The following is a 22270-nucleotide window of genomic DNA, read 5'->3' on the forward strand; positions in this document are numbered from 1 at the left end:
ATAAGATCGTTCAAACCACCATCTCGCCGCGCATCACGATCACGCCTTTGCCGCTGACCTTGACGCCGGAAATTGCGTCAGGCGGGCCCAGCACTTCGACCCGCGCTTGACCGGGACGTCCCATATCGTGGCCCTGTTCGGCAATATAACTGGGGGATGCTATCAGCCCATGATGCCATAGATAAGCTGCCGCACACCCGGTGGCCGAGCCTGTGAACGGGTCTTCGGGCGGGCTTGGCGGGGCAAGCAGCAGGCGGCCAAACGTCTTGCCCGCATTTGTCGCCCCTTGCAAAGTGACAAGATAAGGCTCCATCACTGGGGCATCGTCAAGGCGAACCTCTTGTTGGAACGCCACTATCTTCTCATGGTCAAGCTTGGCCCGGCGCAAGGCGTCCAGATCACGGACTACCGTCACGCAAAACGGCAAACCGGTCGAGACGACCTGCGGCGCGCCAAGTATATCAGCTGCCTCAAGGCCTACGACCTCTGCTAACATTTCTGGCGCGACTTGCGCCCCGAAAATCGGTGCGTTCTGGGTCATGGTGATCCAGCCGTCATCTGCGACATGAATGTCGATGACACCTGCGCCCGTCTCTAGCGTAATGGACGACCCGGATACAACTTGCCGTGCCAGAAGAGAACAAACCGAAGCGATGGTCGGATGCCCGGCGAAAGGGATCTCATGTGTTGGGAAAAAGTAACGCACCTTGGCATCGGCAACATCCGATGGGCCGACGAAGGTACATTCTACCAGCCCCGTTTCGCGGGTGAATTTTAAACAGGTGTCGACGTCCAATACACCGCCATCATGGACGACAGCGCAGCCATTGCCGCCAAAGGGTTTGTCTGCGAAGGCATCAACCCAGTCAAAGGGATAAGCGGTCAATGCACCGTGACAGGTGCAAAGTCATTCTGGCGCGCCAGCACGAAAGCCAGATCGCGATCTTTGACAATCGCCAAACGCTCCCCATCAGGGGCATGCACTGCATAAAGCTGGTCCAACCCCTGAGCCGCTGCCTGCATTTCGTCAGGTAGATCAGCGACATCGACCGGACGCACGTAAACGATGCGACCCTTCGTCATGCTTTCAAAATCAAACGGCGTGTTCATGACCTTACCCTTTCTTTATCTCTATGGTTTGCATCACTGTTTCTGGCGCGGATCGTTGCAGGTCCACATGCAGAAGCCCGTTTTCAATAGTGGCCCCTGCCACATCAACCCCATCGGCCAGCACAAAGGACTTCTGGAATTGCCTTGCCGCGATCCCACGATGCAGAAAAACCCTGTCATCTACATCATCGCTTTGGCGTCCGCGCACGACCAATTGCCGATCCTCTAAAGTGATCGACAGGTCATCTTCTGCAAATCCTGCGACAGCAAGGGTAATGCGAAATGCGTTTTCGGCGGATTGCTCGATATTAAACGGCGGGTAGCCATCATTGCCGGATTTGGCGGTCCGTTCGACCAAGCGTTCCAACTGATCAAACCCCAGCAGGAACGGGTGCGACCCGAAGGCAAGTTTTGTCATGGCACAGTCCTTAAGTTGCAGCGACTTTGCGGTTGTGCGGCCCCGCTATGGCAGCCACATTAAATAGATGGTGCGCAGGAAACCGAACTGCAACCCCCTACCGATCAGATTTGCTTTATATACACGCATAAATTGGGTAACATGTTGCTTCAATTTTCAAACAAGGCCTCTTTATGGACCAGCCCAAAAATATGAACCACAATGAGGTCTTACGCATCAAGCTTGAGGTGCTGAAACGCGAACACAGGGATTTGGACGAAGCCATTCGCGCCCTGCAGGATGCGCCTGCCGTAGATCACCTGACGCTCAAGCGACTTAAAAAGCAAAAATTAGTATTAAAAGACCGCATCGCAGCCATTGAAGATGAGTTAACACCAGACATCATTGCGTGACGCTCGCAGATGGCTATAGTGCCGCTTCCTTTGGGGTGAGGTCAGTATGACAGATATAAAAACAGGGATCATCATGGGCAGCCAGTCCGACTGGTCCACGATGAAAGAAGCAGCAGAAATTCTGGACGAACTTGACGTGGCGTATGAGACAAAAATCGTTTCGGCCCATCGCACCCCGGATCGGCTATGGGATTACGGGAAAACGGCGGCGGATCGCGGTTTGCAAGTGATCATCGCCGGGGCTGGTGGGGCTGCGCATCTGCCCGGTATGATGGCTTCAAAAACCCGCATTCCTGTGATTGGCGTGCCGGTGCAGACCAAAGCTCTATCAGGTGTGGACAGTCTTTATTCCATCCTGCAAATGCCGCGTGGCTACCCTGTTGCAACAATGGCAATCGGGGCTGCCGGGGCCGCCAATGCCGGACTAATGGCGGCAGGGATTCTGGCATTGCAAGACAGTGCCCTTGCACAGCGGCTGGATGACTGGCGCGCGGCCTTGTCAGCGTCGATCCCGGACACCCCCAGCGATGACTGATCCGCTGCCCACAGGGGCGACCATCGGTATTCTTGGTGGCGGTCAGTTGGGCCGAATGTTGTCGGTTGCGTCCTCCCGCCTTGGGTTTAAAACCTGCATTTTTGAGCCAGGCGGCGATTGCCCAGCATCGCATGTGGCCAACTATCATTTCAAGGCAAGCTATGATGATCAGGACGCCCTGAAAGCCTTTGCAGCGTCTTGCGATATTATCACCTATGAGTTTGAAAACATCCCTGAAACTGCGTTTGACCTATTGGAACCGACCTGCCCAGTGCGCCCCAATCGACGCGCGCTCTCGACTTCGCAAGACCGGCTGCACGAAAAATCGTTTCTTCAGGGTATCGGCCTTCGCGTCGCGCCTCATGCCAATGTCGAGAGCGAAGCCGACCTTATCAAGGCAATCAGCGAAATTGGCACGCCTTCGATCCTGAAGACCCGTCAGATGGGCTATGACGGCAAGGGGCAGATTCGTGTGAAAGCCGGCGATGATCCGGCCGTGCTTTGGGCGCAGATGAAGGGCGCTTCTTGCGTTCTCGAAGGGTTCGTTGACTTTACGAGCGAGGTGTCAGTCATAGGCGCACGCGCGCTGGATGGTCAGGTCGCCTGCTTTGATCCCGGCGAGAACGTACACCGCGATGGTATCCTGCACACCACCACCGTGCCCGCAAATCTGACAGCATCCGAGCGGGCGGATACGGTGATCCTGACGGGCCAGATTCTGAACGCGCTGGATTACGTAGGTGTTCTGGGGGTTGAGCTATTCGTGACCCCGCAAGGTCTTATCGTCAACGAAATCGCGCCTCGCGTGCATAATTCCGGCCACTGGACCCAGAATGGTTGTCTGATTGACCAGTTTGAGCAGCATATTCGCGCCGTCGCGGGCTGGCCATTGGGGGATGGGTCGCGCCATGCAGATGTTATTATGGAAAATCTGATTGGCGAAGATATGAACCGCGTCCCAGAGCTGGCCGCCGACCCAACCGTCGCCTTGCATCTCTATGGAAAATCCGACGCAAAACCTGGCCGTAAGATGGGCCATATGAACAAAATTACCCACCTGCTTACGCGTTAGCCCACTGCTCAGCGCCATTAGCACCGCATCCTTGCGCGATGCGTCAGTACGCTTCAATCCTATAGCCAGCCTCTCTTGCTGCAGTAAATGCTATTAAAGAAGCGGCATCAGACAGTGACAGGTCCATTCTACCCCAGAAGGGTTCGCAAGCAAATTCTCGTTTACAAAACCGGGCGCTTGCAGGGGGTTAGTCTCACCACCTATTAATAAGGATGCTGTCGCCCATCCCAGGTCTCAAAACATCCTGTCGTGGCCACAGACAGAGCATCAAACCGCGCCTTCAGGCCATCCGCAGATTGATCAACTGTGATTTCAGCGCGTGCAGTGCCCATATCGGTCTGCACCCAGCCGGGATGATAGATACCAACCGCAATCCCCAAAGGCCGCAGGTCAGAGGCAAGGTTGCGCCCTAAATTCAGGGCCGCCGCTTTGGAGGCACGGTAAATGTAAGACCCGCCCGGCGCATGCTCGTGCGAGGCCATCTGGGACGAGATGATCGCAATCTTTGCATTATCGGCCATTTGCAAGTTCGGCAGCAAACCCTGCACGGTCTGGAACACCCCGGTGACATTGGCGGCAAACGTATCAGCCCACATTTGCGCCGGGTAGCCATCGGCAAGGTTTTCGCCCTTATCGAGATAAACACCGGCATTGCAAATCAGCAGATCAACCGCCTGCCCATCAAGGCCCGCGCCCAACTTTTGCCCGGCATCATGGTCCGTCACATCAAGCATGACCCAAGCCCCATCCGTGGGCGGCGTGCCACGGCAGGTTCCGGTCACGTGTTCCCCCTGATCAAGATAGCGGCCCAGCAAAGCCCGCCCGATCCCACGATTGGCTCCGGTGATCACAACATGCATTGGGGCGGCCCTTTTTAATTGGTTTTGCGGTTCGGCATGAATGGCAGAGGTGCGATCTTAATACCATCCTCAATCAACGCCTTTGCGTCCTGCGGCTTGGCCTCGCCGTAAATGGCCCGCTCGGGCGCTTCACCGTTATGGATGCGACGGGCTTCTTGCGCGAAATTTTTCCCGACATCCTCGGACTGAGCCTCGATGGTTTTACGGATTTCCTTCAAAGCTTGCTCGGCAGGTGAGGCAGGCGCGGATAAAGGCCTCTCTGCAGGGGGCTTATCCACAGCAGGCGCATCAGTCGTCTTGCTGATCCGGGGGGCCATGACCGATTTACGTATATCTGTGTCCGCGCAGACGGCGCAGACAACCATCCCGGCAGTCTGTAGTTTGTCAAACGCAGCCGCAGACTGAAACCAGCTTTCAAAGCTGTGATCATTCGAACATGTCAAAGCATATCGGATCATTCGCTCACCTGATCAAAACCATCCTGCCTGTGACGGCAGGGCTGACAGCATACTGTAACGCTCATCCCTGCAGCAAGGCCGGATTGAAATGCTTGATGATTTTGCGCAATTCAGGTTCACGCACCTGGGCCATGGCTTTTTTGGTGCTGAACCATTTGCGCTTGCGTTCCGAAGCTTCAGGGTATTTGTCACGCAATGCCTTGACCCGAACAGGGAAGACAGACACGACGCAAGGCAGGTTATCGCCCTCTTCCATGATCTTGGTGTAGGAATAGAGCCCAAGACACACGTTGAACGCCTTACCCTCGACGCCTGCTTCCTCAAACGCTTCTGTCGCTGCGGTCTCAGCCGGGGTTACGCCCTCAAGCGGCCACCCTTTGGGAATAATCCAGCGGCGCGATTGCCGGCTGGTGATCAGTAGAACCTGCGTCTCATCCTTATGCACGCGATAACAGAGCGCGCCAAACTGGCTGCGCACATCCCGTTTCCGGAAATCTGACATCTGTAAGGGTGCCTGTTTCAGACGAATAAGTGACACGGGTTACTCTGCTCCGGTATTTTTGTCTAAGTTAGCGATGTTTTCACACTATTTGAACATAAAATGCAAAATAAGGCGTTAACAATGCGTTAATTTACCGATTTCGCCCTTGGCGGGGCCTGCAATTCGTATAGCTCAGGGGGATGCTGACCCGCCCGCTTTTCATCGGTTCCGAGATTTACCGCAACTCCACCTATGGGCGACGGCATCCGCTGCGGGTGCCGCGCGTCTCGACAGTGATGGACCTCAGCCGCGCCTTGGGGTGGTTGCCGTCCCAAACCTACATCACCTCTCCGCGCGCCAAACCAGCGGCATTGCATCTATGGCATGAGCCAGCTTATGTCGCGGCCTTACAGCAGGCGCAAATATCCCAGACTGTCAGCCCCGAGGATCGCAAGCGGTTCAATATCGGCACGCTCGACAATCCGGTTTTCCCTGAAATGTTTGACCGTCCTGCGACAGCGGCAGGCGGATCCCTTCTGGCGGGGGAGCTGTTGAAAGATGGCGGTGTCATCTACAATCCGGCAGGCGGCACCCATCACGGGATGCCCGGCTATGCCAACGGGTTTTGCTATCTCAACGATCCGGTTCTGGCGATGCTGTCCCTGCGCCGCAATGGCGTGCAACGTATCGCTTATATAGACATCGACGCACATCATGCCGATGGGGTGGAACATGCTTTCGCGCAAGACCCGGACGTGCTTCTTCTGTCGGTCCATGAAGAGGGGTTGTGGCCAAGGACAGGACCATTGGGCACGCAGGGCGCCATCAACCTGCCGGTGCCAAAAAGGCTGAATGACGATGAAATGGCATTCATTCTGGACCAGTTGATTGGCCCGGTGGTCGAGACATTCCGCCCCGACGCCGTGGTCTTGCAATGTGGCGCGGACGCGGTCGAGGAAGACCCGCAATCGCATCTGTCCTTATCCAACAATGCGCATTGGGCTGTTGTGCGTGCGCTGCGCGATATTGCCCCACGCTATCTCGTGCTGGGCGGTGGCGGGTATAATCCCTGGTCTGTCGGGCGGCTCTGGACCGGGGTTTGGGGCATCCTGAGCGGGCAAGAACTTCCGGACCGTCTGCCCACCGATGCCGAGAAGGTCCTGCGCGGCCTCAGATTTGACGGCAACAGACGCGGCAAAAATCCGCCCGAACATTGGTTCACAACGTTAAGGGATGTGCCAAGGGGTGGATATATACAAGATAACATACGGCAAAGGGTCAGACTGCTCCTAAAACAGTTGTAAGGCACTATGATCTGCGTATCGTTGCGCGCATGAGTATATCCCGACACTCTGTCGGGACGCCAAATTTTGAGATTTTTGTTTCTACCAGTGCGCAAGGGTTTTCTCTGCACCTCAACGCAGCAAATATATGAAAGGATAAAGACATGACCGAGAGTACTTATTGGTATTTCAATTCCTTTGGCGACGCTAAGACGGTCATGCAGAAGGACCAACAAAATTTGCCCGCGCCCGGCGCTGGGCAGGCCCTGATTGCGTTGCGCGCTGTAGGGTTGAATCAGGCGGATACTCGGTATCTGCTTGGCACGCACTTCCCGCCCGAGCGTTTTCCCTCCTGTCTTGCAAATGAAGCCGTAGGAGAGATCATCGCCCTTGGCCCCAAGGACAACAGCAAACCGCACTCAAATGACTGGAAGGTTGGCGACCGGGTCGCTTTCATTCCGATGCTTGTCGACACGATGAATATGGGGGTGTTGCGGGACGTTGGCCTTTATGACTTATCCTGCCTGATCCCGGTTCCAGATGCATTTTCTGATGCTGAAGGGGCCGCCTATTGGATGGCAATCCTGACAATGGCTGGCGCGATGCAGATGGCCGGGTTCGGACCACAGACAAGCCAGGGCAAGACCATTGCCTTCACCGCAGCGGCTGGTGGCATGGGAACGATGGCGCTGAAGCTGGCACGGGCCTGGGGCGCTAAAACAATCGCAACAACACGTCATGCGGCGAAACTGTCTGCCCTTGAAAACCTGGCAGACAATACCGGTGTGGTTGAAACCAGCGATGACCTGACGTCTTTGCTGCAAAAGACCAGCCCGAATGGTGTCGACGGCGTCATCGACCCGCTTGGCGGGGATTACGTCGCCGCCGCGATTGCGGGCCTTGGACCGCAGGGGCAATATGTCAGTTACGAGATGCTGTCCGGCATGACGGCCAGCTACACTATTCTGGACCTGATGATGAAAGACGCCAGCCTGCACGGCTTCACGATTTTCCGCCTCCTGCAACATCCTGACCTGTTGCAAGACATGATTGAGATCGGAATGTCCTACGCAGATAAGCTGAGCCCGGTTCTGGATAAAACCTACAAGTTTGAAGATGCGCCAGACGCCTTTACAGCCCTTGCAAGAGCGGATCATGTCGGAAAGATAGTTATCTCAATCTGACAGCCGTCATATAATCAGATATTATATGTGAGCCGGTCGATCTAAAGCGATGCTATGATCACGAAAACGGCCACACCTGTGGAACGTTCCGGACCTTTGACTCGGTGCCACCGTTTTCTGAATATGCAGGCGCGTAACCGTTAGCTACTCTTGACCCAAACGTCGAACACTTTTAGCCCAAGGTCGGTTGTGCGGACATTGCTGCAGTTTGCCCCCTCGCTCCAACTACTGGAATCAGCCCTTTGCGGACACGATTTTACAGCGAGTGGAAACTTCTGATTCCCGCAGGCGGGGAGGATTCCGGACCTTTGCTGCAAGCGCTCCGGCAAAGCACCGACATAGCCAAAGCAGACATCGGCGACACGCTCACAATTGACCCTTTGTGAACCTTTTTGTGATCACCTTCGAACCAGTGTTACCTGGCGTTCGCCTTGAATGCGACACATTGAGCCTACATATTTTGTAGATGACCATGAAAAGCTGTGTATAGTGTTCGTGCAAGCGCTGGACCAACACGGCGTTGTTGATGGGAGAGATTGATGACTGTACCAACTACGTTGCAAAAGGTCGTGGCAGATGAATTATTAGATGTAATTCGCACGAAATTTGATCTGAATGCGGCTTCAAAAATCGAGGTGTCATCCATTGAAGTTGATCGAGTTGAACACAAAATTCGGATCGAAGTCTTGATCACCACGACTGAACGACCTGAGGCGCTGGCCAAAGGCTACTTTGGGCTGACTGGAAAGGTGCGTGAGGCCTTGGGTAGTGAATGGTCAGGGTTTTTCCCGGTGATTACACCACAGATCAACTCGGGCGTGCATGCCTGACGCTAAACTTGCGGATGGGCATTTGGCTGTTGCTAGACGATTGGCCAACACCAAAAGACCATCACAATCCGAAATTCGTCGTTCAATAAGTTCAGCTTACTATGCGGTGTTCCATGCTTTGGCGCGAACTTGTGCAAATTCGCTGGTTGGGCGAACACCAAGCCAGCGACCCAACAAGGCATGGGTGGAAGTATACCGTGGTCTAAACCATGGCGTTTGCAAGAAAGCTTGCGAGCAAGCAAATACAGTGGCGTTTCCACCCTGCATTCTAGAATTCGCAGACGCATTTCATCAGCTGCAAGAATATCGCCACAAGGATGACTATGATCCAGATATCAAGTTCAGCAAAGCAGATGGGGAAACGTGGTACGAGATTGCTCAGCTAAGCATGAGAGCGCTTAGATCAGCCAGCAACGGCGACAAGAAGGCCTTCTCGGCGTGGGTGCTGATTTCGTCACAAGGTGCAAAAAACGCACGCAAGGCAAACAACGTAAGTTAAGCTGGCAATTTCTTGCCTATCACAATCCCAGCTTGTATTAATGCGACGTGCCCATCGCACGCCCTCTTAGAACCAAGTGCCTCCTATTGGTGGACCGCATGAGGTGATCCGCGAGTGTCGAACTGTATTTCGACGTTAGCTATGGAGGTGCAATTTATGGCACACTGTACTTGGCCTATGCCTGTAAGCGTTCGCGCTTATCTGCGTTTTAGGTTTGGCAAGTGGGAAACTGTCGTTTCCCACTGCCGTTCGACTCCTTCGCGGTAAGGGATTACAGGCCCTGAGAAGGTGATATGCACTAAAGCGATGGGCACAACCTGACTCACGCCCACCTAACCTACAATTAAATTGAACGCGAGCAAATCCGACGCGGACAAGTCGAGTCAATATTGCAACAATCCTTGGTCGAGCCGGATGGAAAGCTAAGGAACGATGGCTAACGTCAGCTTTGTGGGTTGCAGCCGCAGAAACCGCTTCCATGGTTCGAAGGCGGTTATAGGCTTGGCTCGCCTCAAGTCTGAACTGAGCTTTGCAATTTTGCGCCGTCAGCTTTCTGCGCAGAGCGGTCATCGGCGCATCAAAACCATCTGACGTTCTGCAACACCTAAACCCCCAATGCGCGGGGCGCTTAGGAATGGTTCAGGCTCTTTCATGTGGAATTGGTCATCCGGGCTGCTCAGAGCCGCTTGTCCCAAATCAAAATGGCGGCGCCGCCAGAGGTGCGTTGCCCATGGGGGTAGCCCCCATACCTGTGCCGGCGTCACCCGGCGGTTTGTACAAAAATCAGGTGGCTGCCTCGACCCGATATGCGTGCGGACACGCGGGGGCTGTCTTCAGAAGCCGGATCTCTGCTTGGGTGCTGCGGGCCGGGGAATTTCTGCCATGCCCGCTGCGATGAGCGCTCGGGAAAGGCTTTTAGCGCCCAGCCGTTAAGGTTCGGTGACACCTGCGTTCGGTGCCTAAGAACGATCCAGAAAACCTATCTCATCATAGGACGTGTCCAGAAGACATTCCCGGTCAAACACGATGTTAGAGGCCCTGCCCTCACTGACCACCAGCGCGCGGGAAAAGGTCCGGTTCGGAAAGGGTGAGCCGGGATCAGAAGGGATCAGCCTGTCATCCAGTTCGAACAGCTCATAGGAATAGTGGGTCGCGTAGACAAAACCGTCATTTTCAAACTCGATATAGCCGAAACGGGACGGGCCAGCGCCGTTGTCGGGCAGCACTTTCACCTGATCCTTGTTGCGGCGCATCTCCAGCTCGGGCGGGCCATCAAGGGGGCCATAGCTGTAGGTATAGATGTCGTCCACCAACGTGACCGTCACCGCATGAGTGCGATTGTCGAGCGTGCAATGAAACACCGTGCCATCGGGGACAGAGATATAATCATTCGGCATGTCCTGAAAATACGTCAAACGATGTGACAGCGCGTCATCGTCAAACTTCCCAAAATAGTCGCAATACTCCGGGATGAGCGTCAGGTCGTCAGGGTATAGCCCTGTAAGATCGGTTTGATCTGTCACCACCACGCGTGTCTCATCTTTGGTCCAGACGCAACTGCCCGGTGCGTCGGCGTCTTGTATGTCAAGCGTAAGGGCGAATTGAGCGTCCACACTGGTGGTGCCCATATGGAAGAACCCTACAGAACTTGCCTCGCAACACGGGTTTGCGAAGACAGCAACAAGCCCAATTTTGTCAAAGGCAAAGGTTGATTGCTCTGCCGCATCGATACGCAGAAACACATTCTGGTCAGGGTTTTGCAGATAAACGTCCCGTGTGCTTGACCCTGTTTTGGTCTTTGTAACTGTGGTCAGGTCAAACCAGCCGTCATTGTTGACATCGATCAGCGAGGGTGGGTTTTGCGAGGTAAAGCTTACGCTGCCATCCGGGCTGATCGCCACGGAGGTAGGCAACTCACCCTTTGACCATTCCACACGCTTCTTTTCGTTGTTCACAATCCAGTTCAACACGCAAGCTGTCTGATCTTCCCCAGCCTCAGAAAAGCCTGGCGCGTCGCACGCTAAAGTGTCCGCCCAAAGCGGTGAGCTGACCAGCATAAGAACTATGGCAAACAGGATACGTGTCATCATATTGTCGGTGTCCCACCCGCCATGACGTCCAGAAACCAGGCCGTATCAATATTTCCACCGCACAGGATGACACCGGTTTTGCGGCCTTTCATCTGCGCTTTTTCCTGCATCAGCGCGGCCAGTGGTGCCGCCCCTGCCCCTTCGGCCAGATTGTGGGTGCAATGATAATAGGCCCGGATGGCCTCGGCCACTTCGTCATCCGAGACGGTGACGATCCGCTCTGCCCCTTTGGAATAGATGTCGAATGCCGCTGGCACCGGCACACGCACGGCCATGCCATCCGCAAAGGTGTTCGCGTTGTCCGTTTCGACCATGCGGCCCGCTTCGACCGACAGTTTCGCAGTCTGCGCCCGGTCTGACACAACACCGACAATCTTTGTCGAGAGGCCCAGCGCATCACGCGCCAGGATCGTGCCGCAAATACCCGAGCCGCAGCCGATCGGTACATAGACCGTATCAAGGTCCGGCTGAGCCGTGAACAACTCATAGGCATAGCTTGCCACACCGCGCACAAGTTCCGGGTGAAACGGTGGCACGACAGCCAGGTTCTGTGCGTCAGCCACACGAAATGCCTCGACGCGGGCTTCGTCGAAATCATCGCCGAATTCGACCAGTTCTGCCCCGAACGCCTTCATCGCGGCGTTTTTCTCGACCGAATTGCCACGCGGGACGTAAACAAGCGCCCGCAGACCCGCAGCCGTGGCCGCCCGTGCCTGAGACTGGCCGTGATTGCCGCGCGTGGCTGTGCAGATACCTTTCACCCCCGGATCAGAGCGTGTCAGCCAGTCGATAAACGTGATACCACCCCGCACTTTGAATGCGCCTGTCGGTCCGTGGTTTTCATGCTTGACCCAAACCTCGCAGCCTGCGCGCGCATTCAGCATGGGCCAGCTATATTGGGGTGTCGGAGCCATGTGGCGATGGACAAGCGCAGTGGCGGTTTCAAGATCAGAACGTGTCAACATAACATCACCGTACACACCGCGCGCGCCCCTGCAAGACACGTTTTACCCTTGCGCCCGCGCGCGGTGCCGTCACAATCAGAAGCCATGAAGATAACGCGCAGAGATATGCTTGCCGCGGTGGCGGTACTGGCCGCACCACAGGCTATGGCGCAAGACGTCCCGGTGGTGTTTGCGGCCTCCAGCCTCAAGACAGTGTTGGACGAGATCGCACAAGATGTGCCCATGCGGATCAGCTATGGCGGTTCTGGCGCTTTGGCCCGCCAGATTATTCTGGGGGCCCCTGCGGATATATTCTTCTCGGCGCAATATGACTGGGTGGTTGCGGTGGATGAAGCTGGCATGCTGGAACCCGGTCCGATAGAGGGCCCACCGCGCGAGCATCCAAGACCAAGCGTTGCGGTCATGTCCAATACGCTGGTTCTGATTGGCGCGCCGGGACACACCCTAAGCAGTCTGCAAAATCTGCCCGGCGCAGGCCGGATTGCGATGGGCTTTGTCGAAGCCGTCCCAGCAGGTCTTCATGGAAAGGCCGCCCTTGAGACACTTGGCTTATGGGATGCGGTCGAGCCACAGGTCGTCCAGACCGATAACGCGCGCGCCGCACTGGCGCTTGTTGCCAGGGCAGACGTCCCGTTTGGTATCGTCTATGCAACGGATGCCTTGGCAGAGCCAAAGGTAGATGTGCTGGCCAAGTTCGACACACAAAGCCACGCACCAATCAGTTACGAGCTTGGGCTGGTAAAGGGTGCCGGACCAAAGGCAAAAGCGGTGTTTGAAAAATTACGCGGGCCCGACGCCAAAACCATCTACACCAAACACGGGTTCAGGGTGTTTTGATGCTTGGTCTTGGCGCGCAGGAATGGATGGCCGTTGCGCTGTCGCTGAAGGTCGCCTTCTGGGCAACGGTTTTCAGCTTACCGCTGGCGGTATGGGTGGCGTATCTTCTGGCGCGCAAGGAATTTCCCGGCAAGCAAGCGCTGAATGCAGCAGTGCATTTACCGCTGATCCTGCCGCCGGTGGTCACCGGGTACCTGCTGCTTTTGACATTCGGCACACAAGGCTGGATCGGCGGCGCGTTGGCACAAATCGGTGTGGTCTTCGCGTTCCGCTGGACCGGGGCGGTGCTGGCGGCCGCCATCATGGCGTTCCCGCTGATGGTCCGCGCCATCCGGTTGGGGTTTGAGGCGGTGGACCCCAGGCTGGAACAGGCCGCAACCACCCTTGGCGCGTCGCCCCTACGGGTCTTCTGCACGATCACGCTGCCACTGGTTGTCCCGTCCTTGATTGCAGGCGCAGTGCTTGCCTTTGCCAAGGCCATGGGGGAATTCGGCGCGACAATCACGTTCGTGGCCGCAATTCCGGGACAAACCCAGACTTTGCCATCGGCCATCTATGCCCTACTGCAAGTGCCGGGCGCGGAAAGCGGCGCGATACGGCTGACACTTATCGCCGTGGTGATCGCAGTCGCCGCGCTACTGGCGTCGGAATGGCTGGCTGTACGAGCGCAGCGAAGAATGCAGCGATGAGCATTTCGGTCGAGATCAAGCACCGGCATGGGGCGTTCGAGCTGGACGTGCGCTTTGAAAGCCCCGGCGGCGTGACCGCGATTTTCGGACCATCGGGCGCGGGTAAAACATCGGTGCTTAGCGCGATTGCCGGACTGTCACGACCTGATGCAGGGCGGATCGTTGTGGGCGGACGGGTTCTGTTTGACAGCGCATCGCGCGTGTTTGTCCCGCCGCACCAGCGCCGGGTAGGTTATGTGTTTCAGGATGCCCGGCTGTTTCCGCATCTCAGCGTGCAGGGCAATCTGGACTATGCACGCGGCAAGACCTCGGGCGATGTGATAGAAATGTTGGGCCTTGCACCGCTGCTGAACCGTCGCCCCGCGGGCCTGTCAGGTGGCGAAGCGCAGCGGGTTGCGATTGGGCGCGCTTTGCACGCCCAGCCAGATATTTTGTTGATGGATGAGCCGCTCTCGGCGCTGGATCAGGCCCGCAAGGATGAAGTTCTGCCCTATCTGGAACGTCTGCGCGACCATGCGGGCGTGCCGATTTTCTATGTCTCTCATGCCATGGCCGAGGTCGCGCGGCTGGCAAATGATCTGATCGTGTTGCGCGAGGGGCGCGTCATACGGGCCGGACCGCTGGCCGATATGCTCAGTGATCCGGCTGCCGTCCGCGATCTTGGTGTGCGCGAGGCAGGCGCATTGCTGAACGCGCGGGTGCTTAAGGTAGATGCAGGTGATGGGCTTAGCGAGTTGGAAACCAGCGCTGGTCGTCTGTTTTTACCCGCTTTGGACATGCCGGAAGGCGCGCAGTTGCGGGTGCGGATATTGGCCAGCGATGTGATTTTGTCAAAGGATCGCCCCGACGGGCTAAGCGCGCTGAATATCCTGCCTTGCACGGTGGAAAACGTGCTTGAGGGGCATGGCCCCGGCGTGGCAATAGGCCTGAGATCGGGGCAGGACCGGCTTGTGGCACGGATTACCCGGCGCTCGGCCCGCGTGATGAAGCTCACGCTCGGCATATCCGTGTTTGCGGTGATCAAATCGGTGTCGATCGCGCCACAAAACATTGGGCGGCATGCCGCGTTGGAGGAAGAATAGATGTGGCAGTTCTGGGTCGACCGTGGCGGCACCTTCACGGATCTGGTCGGGCGCAGGCCGGATGGCGGGATCGAGACGCTGAAGCTTCTGTCCGAGAACCCCGAGCAGTACAAGGACGCGGCGGTCGAAGGCATCCGCCGTATGTTGCACCCCGCACGGATCGACGATGGGCAGATTGAAGCCGTCAAGATGGGAACGACCGTCGCCACCAATGCGCTGTTGGAACGGAAAGGCGATCCTACGCTCTTGCTGATCACCGAAGGGCTGCGCGACCTGCTGCGGATCGGCTATCAAAACCGCCCCAAGCTGTTTGATTTGCAGGTCGTCCTGCCAGAGCTGTTATACGAGGACGTGGCCGAGGTTCCGGGACGTCTGGACGCGGCTGGCACCGAGATTACAGCATTGGATCAGGCGACGGCCCGCAACGCCTTGCAAGCCGCCTATGATCGCGGCACCCGCGGCGTGGCGATTGCCTTCATGCACGCCTATCTGAACCCTGCGCATGAACTGCTTGTGGCAGATATTGCGCGCGACATCGGCTTTACGCAAGTGTCTACCTCGCACGAGACATCCCGCCTGATCAAACTTGTCGGGCGCGGCGATACCACTGTGGTGGACGCTTATCTGTCACCGATCCTGCGGCGCTATGTGGATCAGGTCTCGGGTGCTTTGGGGACGCAGACACGGCTATTCTTCATGCAAAGCTCTGGCGGGCTGACCGATGCGCGTCTGTTTCAGGGGCGTGATGCGATCCTCAGCGGTCCGGCGGGCGGTGTTGTGGGCATGGTCAAAACGGCAGAGGCCGCCGGGTTTGACCGGCTGATCGGCTTTGACATGGGCGGCACCTCAACCGATGTCTGCCACTACGCGGGCGAATATGAACGATCTTTTGAGACCGAAGTGGCAGGCGTGCGCATGCGCGCCCCGATGATGAATATTCACACGGTTGCAGCCGGGGGTGGTTCGATCCTGTCCTTCCGAGACGGGCGCTATCAGGTTGGCCCGGAAAGCGCCGGTGCTGATCCGGGGCCTGCCTGCTATCGACGTGGCGGGCCTTTGACTGTGACCGATTGCAATGTGATGCTGGGCAAGCTGAACCCCGACCACTTCCCCTCGATTTTTGGGCCCGATGCAGATCAGCCGCTGGATACAGCCATCGTGCGCAAGAAATTCGAAACCCTCGCCGCAGAAATTGCGGACGCCGCAGGCCAAGCCCCGCTTGGCGCCGAGGAAACCGCCGAGGGGTTTTTGCGCATTGCCGTGCAGAACATGGCGCGGGCGATCAAGAAGATCAGTGTCGAACGCGGCTATGACGTCACGCGCTACACGCTCAATTGCTTTGGCGGCGCGGGCGGACAACATGCCTGCCTTGTGGCGGATGCTTTGGGGATGAAGACCGTATTTCTGCATCCTTTCGCCGGGGTGCTGAGCGCGTTTGGCATGGGGCTTGCCGATATTCGTGCTCTGCGCGAGCGGCAGTTTGACAGAGCGCTGCATGATGTGGCTGCGGCAGCTCAGCTTGACGATATGGCCGGTGAAGCGCGGGATGAGGTTGCAAACCAAGGCGTAGCACGCGACCGGGTCGAGGTGATCCGACGGGCGCATCTGCGTTATAGGGGCTCTCACCAAAGCCTTGCGGTAGAGTTCGGCACGCCTGACAAGATGAAGGCTGCCTTTGAGACCGCGCATATCTCGCGCTTCGGCTTTGCATCGCCCGATGGGGATGTGCTGATCGAGATGCTGAGCGTCGAGGCCATTGGCGCAGGCGACACCCTGGCCAAGACGGCTGCGCCAGAGCCCGCCAAAGCCAAACCACATGCGCATATCCCGATATATGGCGCGCCTGAGACGCCGCTGTTTCAACGGGATGATCTGCGTGCCGGACAGCTCATCGAAGGCCCCGCAATCATCACCGAAGCCACCGGGACAAACGTGATCGAGCCCGGCTGGTCCGGCGCATTGGATGCTGCGGGCAACCTGATCCTGACCCGCACGCAAGACATCGCGCGCGAAACTGCCCTTGGCACGCAGGCTGATCCGGTCATGCTGGAGGTGTTCAACAATCTGTTCATGTCGATTGCCGAACAGATGGGCTCAACCCTGCAAAACACGGCCTATTCCGTAAACATCAAGGAACGGCTGGATTTTTCCTGCGCATTGTTTGACGCCACGGGCGGTCTGGTCGCCAATGCGCCCCATGTGCCGGTGCATCTGGGATCTATGTCGGATGCCGTGCGCACAGTGGCGCGACTGAACGCAGGGAAGATGGCACCGGGCGATGCATTCATGCTGAACGACCCGTTCAATGGCGGGACGCATTTGCCGGATGTCACAGTGATCACCCCGGTGTTTGACGCATCGGGCAGTGACATTTTGTTCTACGTGGGCTCACGCGGACATCACGCTGATATCGGCGGACGCACACCGGGATCCGCCCCGCCGGACAGCACCCATATCGAAGAAGAAGGCGTCGTGATCGACAATTTCAAGCTGGTTGAGGCAGGCGTTCTGCGCCGGGCCGAAACCCGCGCGATGCTGGCCTCCGGGCGCTATCCCTGCCGAAATATCGATGAGAACATGCGCGATATCGAAGCGCAGATCGCCGCGAATGCGACAGGAATTTCCGAAGTCCACAAGATGATCGACAGTTTCGGGATCGAAACGGTGCAGGCCTATATGGGCCATGTGCAGGCCAATGCAGAGGCTTCCGTGCGCCGCGTCATCGGCAAATTACGCGACGGAGAATTCGAATACCCGCTTGATGAGGGACAGATCATCAAAGTGAAGGTGACGGTGAACACGGATGACGGCTCGGCGGTGATCGACTGGACCGGCACATCGCCGCAGGGGGCGAATAATTACAACGCGCCTAGGGCTGTGTGCAATGCGGTTGTGCTCTATGTGTTCCGGGCCTTGGTGGGCGCGGATATTCCGCTGAACGAAGGCTGCCTTGCGCCGCTGAAAATCATTGCACCGGAAGGCTCGATGATCAATCCGCGCTATCCGGCGGCCGTGATTTCGGGCAATACAGAGGTTTCGCAATCCATGTGTGACTGTCTGATCGGGGCGCTTGGCGTACTGGCGGGGTCGCAAGGGACGGTGAATAATTTCGTCTGGGGCAACGCTCGGTTTCAAAACTATGAAACCATCGCAGGCGGCATGGGTGCAGGTGACGGGTTTGACGGGGCAAATGCGGTGCAGGTCCATATGACCAACACACTGATGACCGACCCCGAAGTGCTGGAAACCCGGTTCCCCGTGCGATTACAACGGTTTGAAATTCGCAAAGGTTCGGGTGGCGCGGGGCGCTGGACAGGCGGCGAGGGCGTAATACGGGTGCTGGAATTTCTGGATGATGTGACCGTGACGACCCTGACAAGCCATAGGGTGACGCAAGCCTTTGGCGTGGATGGCGGCGATCCGGGGGGCGTTGGCATCAACGCCGTTCTGCGCCGCGACGGCACCCGCGAAGTGCTGAAAGGCAATGACGAGGCCGACCTGCGCGCAGGAGATGCATTCGAGATGCAGGCACCGGGCGGCGGGGGTTGGGGAAAGCCATGATTTTGGCGCCGGGCAGAATGATAGGAAAACTGTTTATTCCTAAAGCTTGGGCTTGAAAATAAGTGCGATACGTTAGATGGGTTTGATTTTTACGTCAGGACATTGATGCAATGTTGGGTTGGAGGCCAGTTTGTCGGATGCTGCTTACCGCTTGTTTAACCGGAAAGCGAATAAATCAGCTATTGGCGCGGTGACAGCAGGGCGAAGTAACACACAACTCCAAACTGTATTTTACAGCATTAGAGCTAAAGCTCCCATAAGCGCCCCAAACACACTGGCATGGTTGGCCGCCGCTACCATAAATCCCTGATACTTTTCTTTAAATACGGGAGTACCCTTTGAGCTCTCCATACTGTCAATTGCTTCCATTAGATGCTGTTGCTCAGCATCGGCGAGATTTGCGCCTAACAATTTTTCCTTCAGTTTTTTGAAAATCTCGTCGTCGGAAGTTGAAACTGACAAATTCTGCGAATTATCGACTGAATTGATGTTGATTCGAGCATTTTCGCCTTGAATTTTGTTAATGATTGTTTGCGCGGGAGCAGGCAGCGCATCGCTTCTTCGGATGTCGATTTGGTAATGAGGTTCAATCGCCCCGCCCAAACCAGACTGAAAGCCAGGGTTTTCGACAATGTACTCCTCTACCAAACCTGACGGTAGTTTTCTCAAGAACCGATCGCCTGGCGTTACTGGCAAAGAGATATTAAAAGTAAAGAGCTTCTTACCAGTCACAAGCCCTTTGATACTATCCACCTGCCCAGAGCAATCGGCCTTTAGGAACGAAAGCTCTTCTGTCATCATATCCTTAATCACGTAGTAATCTCCTTGCTTGATATTCATTGCACAGTAGCCTTCAACAAGTGCTGCGGCACGATGATCTATTGCGTCGACACCTGACTCTCCCCATCGACCACGATCATGCGGTTTAGGGAAATTGATCCTGTCGCCACGTAAAATTCTATCCTTTTCGACCGCTCGTTTTTGAATGCCCGCCGCAAACATCTTTATAATGCCAACAGCCTCCGCGATTGCCTGCCTGCGCACATTCTTTGCATACTTCAATAGTTCGAGTTCGACTGAGTTGAAAAATTCAGCGACCTTAATTTTTCGATAGCGTGAGATAGTGTCCCAATAGACCTCAATCGCAGAGCCAGAATAAGCAATGCCACTGTACCGAATTGGTCGCCCGCGAAAGCTGTCAATCTCGATTGTCTTGCTCTCCCCAATAAAATGCCACTTGAAAAACCATTCATTGTCCATCCTCGACAGTTCTTGTTGAACCGCAAGTTCAAGATTCTGACCTATAGTGGTTTTGAATGACATGCTCACTTCGCCTTTTTGCATTTTCATATCTCATCCCATCATGGGCAAAAAGCAACGAAAATGGCCATTGAAGTGCGCGCAATTGCAGTTGATTTCGCCCATACCCGACACCATACCATTCATACTTAGGGTTTGGGGCAAAGTTGGTTGCCTGAACTGCATCCTCAGTCTCTGAAGCGACGCATCCTGTTAAACTCACCTGACGCCCGGCAATAAGAAAAAGCACCATTTCTGTTCCGCGGACCACGTATGATATGTAATTATGTTCGCAGCGAAAGTACGTAAACGCACCCTCCCCTTCCAATCGGAACTGTCCTATAGCTACACCAAGAACTACCGAGGGGGGCTGATTTGCCCGAAAGAACGGAAAGCGAAAGCCGCAAGCTGCTGGGGCGCTTGCGTGATACGCTGGCAGAAGACAGCGCAGGGCAGGAACGGCTTGATCGGATCACGCATATCATTGCGGATCAGATGGGGACGGATGTGTGCTCGATCTATCTGTTCCGTGACCCCGAAACGCTGGAGCTTTGTGCCACGGAAGGTCTGAATCAAGAGGCTGTGCATCAAACACGGATGCGCATTGGCGAAGGGCTGGTCGGACGGGTTGCGAAATCGGCCAATCCTATCAATACACCCGACGCGCCCTCGATGCGGGGGTTTCGCTTTATGCCAGAAACCGGGGAAGAAAGTTTCAGCTCTTTTCTGGGTGTGCCGATCCAGAGGCTCGGTGACAGGTTGGGTGTGCTGGTGGTTCAATCCAAGGACGCCCGCACATATACGGATGACGAGGTCTACGCGCTGGAAGTTGTCGCCATGGTTCTGGCAGAGATGACCGAGCTAGGTGCCTTCATCGGCGAAGGGGAGGCCTTGTCCGCACGCCATACGCGTCAGGAACTGTTTCGCGGTGGCATAGCACAGGAAGGCGCGACCGAGGGCAATGTCTATCTACATGAGCCCCGCGTTGTCGTCACCAACCCGATTGCAGACGACCCCCATGCCGAGCTGAAGCGTCTAAACGAGGCGATGGACAGCCTGCGCAGCTCGGTCGATCAGATGTTGCAGTCGATGGGCAAGACCACCGACAAGGAACAAGTCAAGGTTCTGGAAGCCTACAGGATGTTCGCCAATTCCCGCAGTTGGGTGCGGCGGATGGAGGAAGACATCGCCCTGGGTCTGTCCGCCGAAGCGGCTGTGGAGAAGGAACAATCGGCCACCCGCGCCCGGATGGAGCAGGTGCCCGATCCGTATTTGCGCGACCGGTTGCATGATCTGGACGATCTGTCGAACCGATTGTTACGGCTGCTGACGGGGCAAGGGGCGGATACGGGCGCCGAGATGCCCGAACATCCAATCCTTGTGGCTCGCAACATTGGCCCCGGCGAATTGCTGGATTATGGCAAGAAGCTGCGTGGTATCGTGCTGGAAGAAGGCTCGGTCGGATCACACGCGGCCATTGTTGCGCGGGCCTGGGCCATTCCACTGGTGATCAACGCCAAACGCATTCTGACCGAGGCGCTGAACGGCGATCATATTCTGGTCGACGGGGATCAGGGCATTGTGCATCTGCGCCCCGAAGATGCGGTTGCTGCCGCTTTCCGTGACAAGATTGCGATGCAAACGCAGGCGCAGGAACGCTATGCCTCGATCCGCGACAAACCGGCAGAGACCATATGCGGCAAGGTGATCTCGCTTCATATGAACGCAGGGCTGATGGCCGATCTGCCCTCGCTTGAGGGGTCCGGGGCCGAGGGTGTGGGCCTGTTCAGAACCGAGTTGCAATTCCTGACCCGGTCCCGTGTGCCGCGCCGGTCTGAGCTGGCCACGATCTATGGCAGCGTGATGAGTGCTGCCAAAGGCAAGCGCGTCATCTTCCGCACGCTTGATATCGGATCCGACAAGGTGCTGCCCTATATGAAACCGACGGAGGAGCCGAACCCTGCTATGGGGTGGCGCGCGATCCGGGTCGCGCTGGACAAGAAGGGTGTGATGCGGATGCAGTTGCAGGCCCTGATCCGGGCAGCGGCAGGGCGGCCATTATCGGTGATGTTCCCATTTGTGGCGCAATTCGACGAATTCCGCGAGGCACGTCAACATTTGCTGAGCGAGCTGGAGCGGGAAAAGAAGATGGGGCATGTGCTGCCGTCCAAGGTCGAAATCGGCACGATGCTGGAAACACCGTCGCTAGCCTTTGCGCCAAAACAGTTCTTTGAATTGGCAGATTTCATCTCGATCGGTGGCAATGATCTCAAACAGTTCTTCTTTGCAGCCGACCGCGAGAATGAGCGCGTGCGCAAACGCTATGATACCCTGAATGTCAGCTTCCTGACGATGCTGGAGATGATCGCGACCCGCTGCGCCGAGACCGATACCCCATTGTCCTTTTGCGGCGAAGATGCAGGCCGGCCGGTCGAGGCCTTGTGTTTTGCGGCCATCGGCATGCGCAGCCTATCGATGCGCCCCGCCTCTATCGGGCCAGTCAAAAGCCTGTTGCGCCGCAGTAATCTGGATGAGGTCAAGTCGGTGATCGACGAGGCACGCGGCAACGGCGCGCAATCAGTGCGCCCCGCTGTGATAAAATGGCTGACGGGTCAGACCTGAAAA

The 22270-nt window shown here is 56.5% G+C and carries 21 protein-coding genes; 12 read left to right on the forward strand and 9 right to left on the reverse strand.

Going from position 1 to position 22270, the window contains the following annotated elements:
• Positions 1–10: 10 nt before the first annotated feature.
• The 3 genes from ACZ1HF_RS08650 to ACZ1HF_RS08660 are packed head-to-tail and all read right to left on the reverse strand — an operon-like array spanning position 11 to position 1528.
• Complete coding sequence (locus ACZ1HF_RS08650; protein WP_472657109.1) at positions 11–886, reverse strand: PhzF family phenazine biosynthesis protein; 876 nt, start codon at positions 884–886, stop codon at positions 11–13.
• Positions 883–1110 (reverse strand): DUF1150 family protein, encoded by a 228-nt coding sequence (locus ACZ1HF_RS08655; protein WP_472657110.1) that lies wholly within the window; start codon positions 1108–1110, stop codon positions 883–885. The genes ACZ1HF_RS08650 and ACZ1HF_RS08655 overlap by 4 nt, the downstream gene beginning before the upstream one ends.
• Before the next feature lie 4 nt (positions 1111–1114).
• On the reverse strand, positions 1115–1528 hold the full coding sequence (locus ACZ1HF_RS08660) for an Hsp20 family protein (RefSeq protein ID WP_472657111.1): 414 nt from the start codon (positions 1526–1528) through the stop codon (positions 1115–1117).
• Positions 1529–1701: 173 nt separating this feature from the next.
• Between ACZ1HF_RS08660 and ACZ1HF_RS08665 the strand changes: the two genes are divergently transcribed.
• From ACZ1HF_RS08665 to ACZ1HF_RS08675, 3 genes are read left to right on the forward strand one after another with little or no spacing between them, the layout of a single operon-like run.
• On the forward strand, positions 1702–1920 hold the full coding sequence (locus ACZ1HF_RS08665) for a YdcH family protein (RefSeq protein WP_472657112.1): 219 nt from the start codon (positions 1702–1704) through the stop codon (positions 1918–1920).
• Positions 1921–1966: 46 nt separating this feature from the next.
• The gene (gene purE, locus ACZ1HF_RS08670) at positions 1967–2455 is read left to right on the forward strand and encodes a 5-(carboxyamino)imidazole ribonucleotide mutase (RefSeq protein WP_472657113.1); all 489 of its coding nucleotides are present in this window, start codon (positions 1967–1969) and stop codon (positions 2453–2455) included.
• Positions 2448–3527, forward strand: a complete 1080-nt coding sequence (locus ACZ1HF_RS08675; protein ID WP_472657114.1) for a 5-(carboxyamino)imidazole ribonucleotide synthase — start codon at positions 2448–2450, stop codon at positions 3525–3527. Before purE ends, ACZ1HF_RS08675 begins: the two co-directional genes overlap by 8 nt.
• Positions 3528–3730: 203 nt before the next feature.
• On the opposite strand, the gene ACZ1HF_RS08680 is transcribed toward ACZ1HF_RS08675, so the two are convergent.
• The 3 genes from ACZ1HF_RS08680 to ACZ1HF_RS08690 form a co-directional block, all read right to left on the reverse strand.
• Positions 3731–4387: an SDR family NAD(P)-dependent oxidoreductase gene (locus ACZ1HF_RS08680; RefSeq protein WP_472657115.1), complete on the reverse strand. Its 657-nt coding sequence runs from the start codon at positions 4385–4387 to the stop codon at positions 3731–3733.
• Between the two features lie 14 nt (positions 4388–4401).
• Positions 4402–4845, reverse strand: a complete 444-nt coding sequence (locus ACZ1HF_RS08685; protein ID WP_472657116.1) for a DUF1178 family protein — start codon at positions 4843–4845, stop codon at positions 4402–4404.
• A 61-nt stretch (positions 4846–4906) separates the two neighbouring features.
• Positions 4907–5383 (reverse strand): NUDIX hydrolase, encoded by a 477-nt coding sequence (locus ACZ1HF_RS08690; protein ID WP_472657117.1) that lies wholly within the window; start codon positions 5381–5383, stop codon positions 4907–4909.
• Positions 5384–5526: 143 nt separating this feature from the next.
• On the opposite strand from ACZ1HF_RS08690, the gene ACZ1HF_RS08695 reads away from it, so the two are divergent.
• The 4 genes from ACZ1HF_RS08695 (at position 5527) to ACZ1HF_RS08710 (ending at position 9122) form a co-directional block, all read left to right on the forward strand.
• Positions 5527–6630, forward strand: coding sequence for an acetoin utilization protein AcuC (locus ACZ1HF_RS08695; RefSeq protein ID WP_472657118.1), 1104 nt, complete (start codon positions 5527–5529; stop codon positions 6628–6630).
• Positions 6631–6773: 143 nt separating this feature from the next.
• On the forward strand, positions 6774–7793 hold the full coding sequence (locus ACZ1HF_RS08700; protein WP_472657119.1) for a quinone oxidoreductase family protein: 1020 nt from the start codon (positions 6774–6776) through the stop codon (positions 7791–7793).
• A gap of 539 nt (positions 7794–8332) precedes the next feature.
• Entirely contained in the window at positions 8333–8623 is a 291-nt protein-coding gene (locus tag ACZ1HF_RS08705) for a hypothetical protein (protein ID WP_472657120.1), read from the forward strand.
• Between the two features lie 40 nt (positions 8624–8663).
• On the forward strand, positions 8664–9122 hold the full coding sequence (locus ACZ1HF_RS08710; protein ID WP_472657121.1) for a hypothetical protein: 459 nt from the start codon (positions 8664–8666) through the stop codon (positions 9120–9122).
• Between the two features lie 959 nt (positions 9123–10081).
• Here ACZ1HF_RS08710 and ACZ1HF_RS08715 read toward each other — a convergent pair.
• A complete protein-coding gene (locus ACZ1HF_RS08715) occupies positions 10082–11212 on the reverse strand; it encodes a hypothetical protein (RefSeq protein WP_472657122.1) in 1131 nt (376 codons plus the stop codon).
• On the reverse strand, positions 11209–12177 hold the full coding sequence (locus ACZ1HF_RS08720) for a threonine dehydratase (RefSeq protein WP_472657123.1): 969 nt from the start codon (positions 12175–12177) through the stop codon (positions 11209–11211). Before ACZ1HF_RS08720 ends, ACZ1HF_RS08715 begins: the two co-directional genes overlap by 4 nt.
• An 84-nt stretch (positions 12178–12261) precedes the next feature.
• On the opposite strand from ACZ1HF_RS08720, the gene modA reads away from it, so the two are divergent.
• The 4 genes from modA to ACZ1HF_RS08740 are packed head-to-tail and all read left to right on the forward strand — an operon-like array spanning position 12262 to position 18346.
• Complete coding sequence (modA, locus tag ACZ1HF_RS08725; protein WP_472657124.1) at positions 12262–13014, forward strand: molybdate ABC transporter substrate-binding protein; 753 nt, start codon at positions 12262–12264, stop codon at positions 13012–13014.
• A complete protein-coding gene (modB, locus tag ACZ1HF_RS08730; RefSeq protein ID WP_472657125.1) occupies positions 13014–13703 on the forward strand; it encodes a molybdate ABC transporter permease subunit in 690 nt (229 codons plus the stop codon). Before modA ends, modB begins: the two co-directional genes overlap by 1 nt.
• Entirely contained in the window at positions 13700–14785 is a 1086-nt protein-coding gene (modC, locus tag ACZ1HF_RS08735; protein WP_472657126.1) for a molybdenum ABC transporter ATP-binding protein, read from the forward strand. The genes modB and modC overlap by 4 nt, the downstream gene beginning before the upstream one ends.
• Complete coding sequence (locus ACZ1HF_RS08740) at positions 14786–18346, forward strand: hydantoinase B/oxoprolinase family protein (protein ID WP_472657127.1); 3561 nt, start codon at positions 14786–14788, stop codon at positions 18344–18346.
• 231 nt (positions 18347–18577) lie between these two features.
• Here the strand turns inward: ACZ1HF_RS08740 and ACZ1HF_RS08745 are convergent, their stop codons facing one another.
• A complete protein-coding gene (locus ACZ1HF_RS08745; RefSeq protein ID WP_472657128.1) occupies positions 18578–19696 on the reverse strand; it encodes a hypothetical protein in 1119 nt (372 codons plus the stop codon).
• A gap of 324 nt (positions 19697–20020) precedes the next feature.
• Between ACZ1HF_RS08745 and ptsP the strand changes: the two genes are divergently transcribed.
• Positions 20021–22267 carry a phosphoenolpyruvate--protein phosphotransferase gene (gene ptsP, locus ACZ1HF_RS08750; RefSeq protein WP_472657129.1) on the forward strand — a complete coding sequence of 749 codons (2247 nt, stop codon included), beginning with the start codon at positions 20021–20023 and terminating at the stop codon, positions 22265–22267.
• The last annotated feature ends 3 nt before the right edge of the window (positions 22268–22270 follow it).

This window comes from Litoreibacter sp. GN1-5, from assembly GCF_055693805.1.

What these genes read in the sequence shown, in the direction of transcription:
- ACZ1HF_RS08655 (WP_472657110.1), bottom strand. Translation starts at nt 1,110, where the DNA reads ATGAACACGCCGTTTGATTTTGAAAGCATGACGAAGGGTCGCATCGTT.
- ACZ1HF_RS08660 (WP_472657111.1), bottom strand. Translation starts at nt 1,528, where the DNA reads ATGACAAAACTTGCCTTCGGGTCGCACCCGTTCCTGCTGGGGTTTGAT.
- ACZ1HF_RS08665 (WP_472657112.1), top strand. Translation starts at nt 1,702, where the DNA reads ATGGACCAGCCCAAAAATATGAACCACAATGAGGTCTTACGCATCAAG.
- purE (WP_472657113.1), top strand. Translation starts at nt 1,967, where the DNA reads ATGACAGATATAAAAACAGGGATCATCATGGGCAGCCAGTCCGACTGG.
- ACZ1HF_RS08675 (WP_472657114.1), top strand. Translation starts at nt 2,448, where the DNA reads ATGACTGATCCGCTGCCCACAGGGGCGACCATCGGTATTCTTGGTGGC.
- ACZ1HF_RS08680 (WP_472657115.1), bottom strand. Translation starts at nt 4,387, where the DNA reads ATGCATGTTGTGATCACCGGAGCCAATCGTGGGATCGGGCGGGCTTTG.
- ACZ1HF_RS08685 (WP_472657116.1), bottom strand. Translation starts at nt 4,845, where the DNA reads ATGATCCGATATGCTTTGACATGTTCGAATGATCACAGCTTTGAAAGC.
- ACZ1HF_RS08695 (WP_472657118.1), top strand. Translation starts at nt 5,527, where the DNA reads ATGCTGACCCGCCCGCTTTTCATCGGTTCCGAGATTTACCGCAACTCC.
- ACZ1HF_RS08700 (WP_472657119.1), top strand. Translation starts at nt 6,774, where the DNA reads ATGACCGAGAGTACTTATTGGTATTTCAATTCCTTTGGCGACGCTAAG.
- ACZ1HF_RS08705 (WP_472657120.1), top strand. Translation starts at nt 8,333, where the DNA reads ATGACTGTACCAACTACGTTGCAAAAGGTCGTGGCAGATGAATTATTA.
- ACZ1HF_RS08715 (WP_472657122.1), bottom strand. Translation starts at nt 11,212, where the DNA reads ATGATGACACGTATCCTGTTTGCCATAGTTCTTATGCTGGTCAGCTCA.
- ACZ1HF_RS08720 (WP_472657123.1), bottom strand. Translation starts at nt 12,177, where the DNA reads ATGTTGACACGTTCTGATCTTGAAACCGCCACTGCGCTTGTCCATCGC.
- modA (WP_472657124.1), top strand. Translation starts at nt 12,262, where the DNA reads ATGAAGATAACGCGCAGAGATATGCTTGCCGCGGTGGCGGTACTGGCC.
- modB (WP_472657125.1), top strand. Translation starts at nt 13,014, where the DNA reads ATGCTTGGTCTTGGCGCGCAGGAATGGATGGCCGTTGCGCTGTCGCTG.
- modC (WP_472657126.1), top strand. Translation starts at nt 13,700, where the DNA reads ATGAGCATTTCGGTCGAGATCAAGCACCGGCATGGGGCGTTCGAGCTG.
- ACZ1HF_RS08740 (WP_472657127.1), top strand. Translation starts at nt 14,786, where the DNA reads ATGTGGCAGTTCTGGGTCGACCGTGGCGGCACCTTCACGGATCTGGTC.
- ACZ1HF_RS08745 (WP_472657128.1), bottom strand. Translation starts at nt 19,696, where the DNA reads ATGAAAATGCAAAAAGGCGAAGTGAGCATGTCATTCAAAACCACTATA.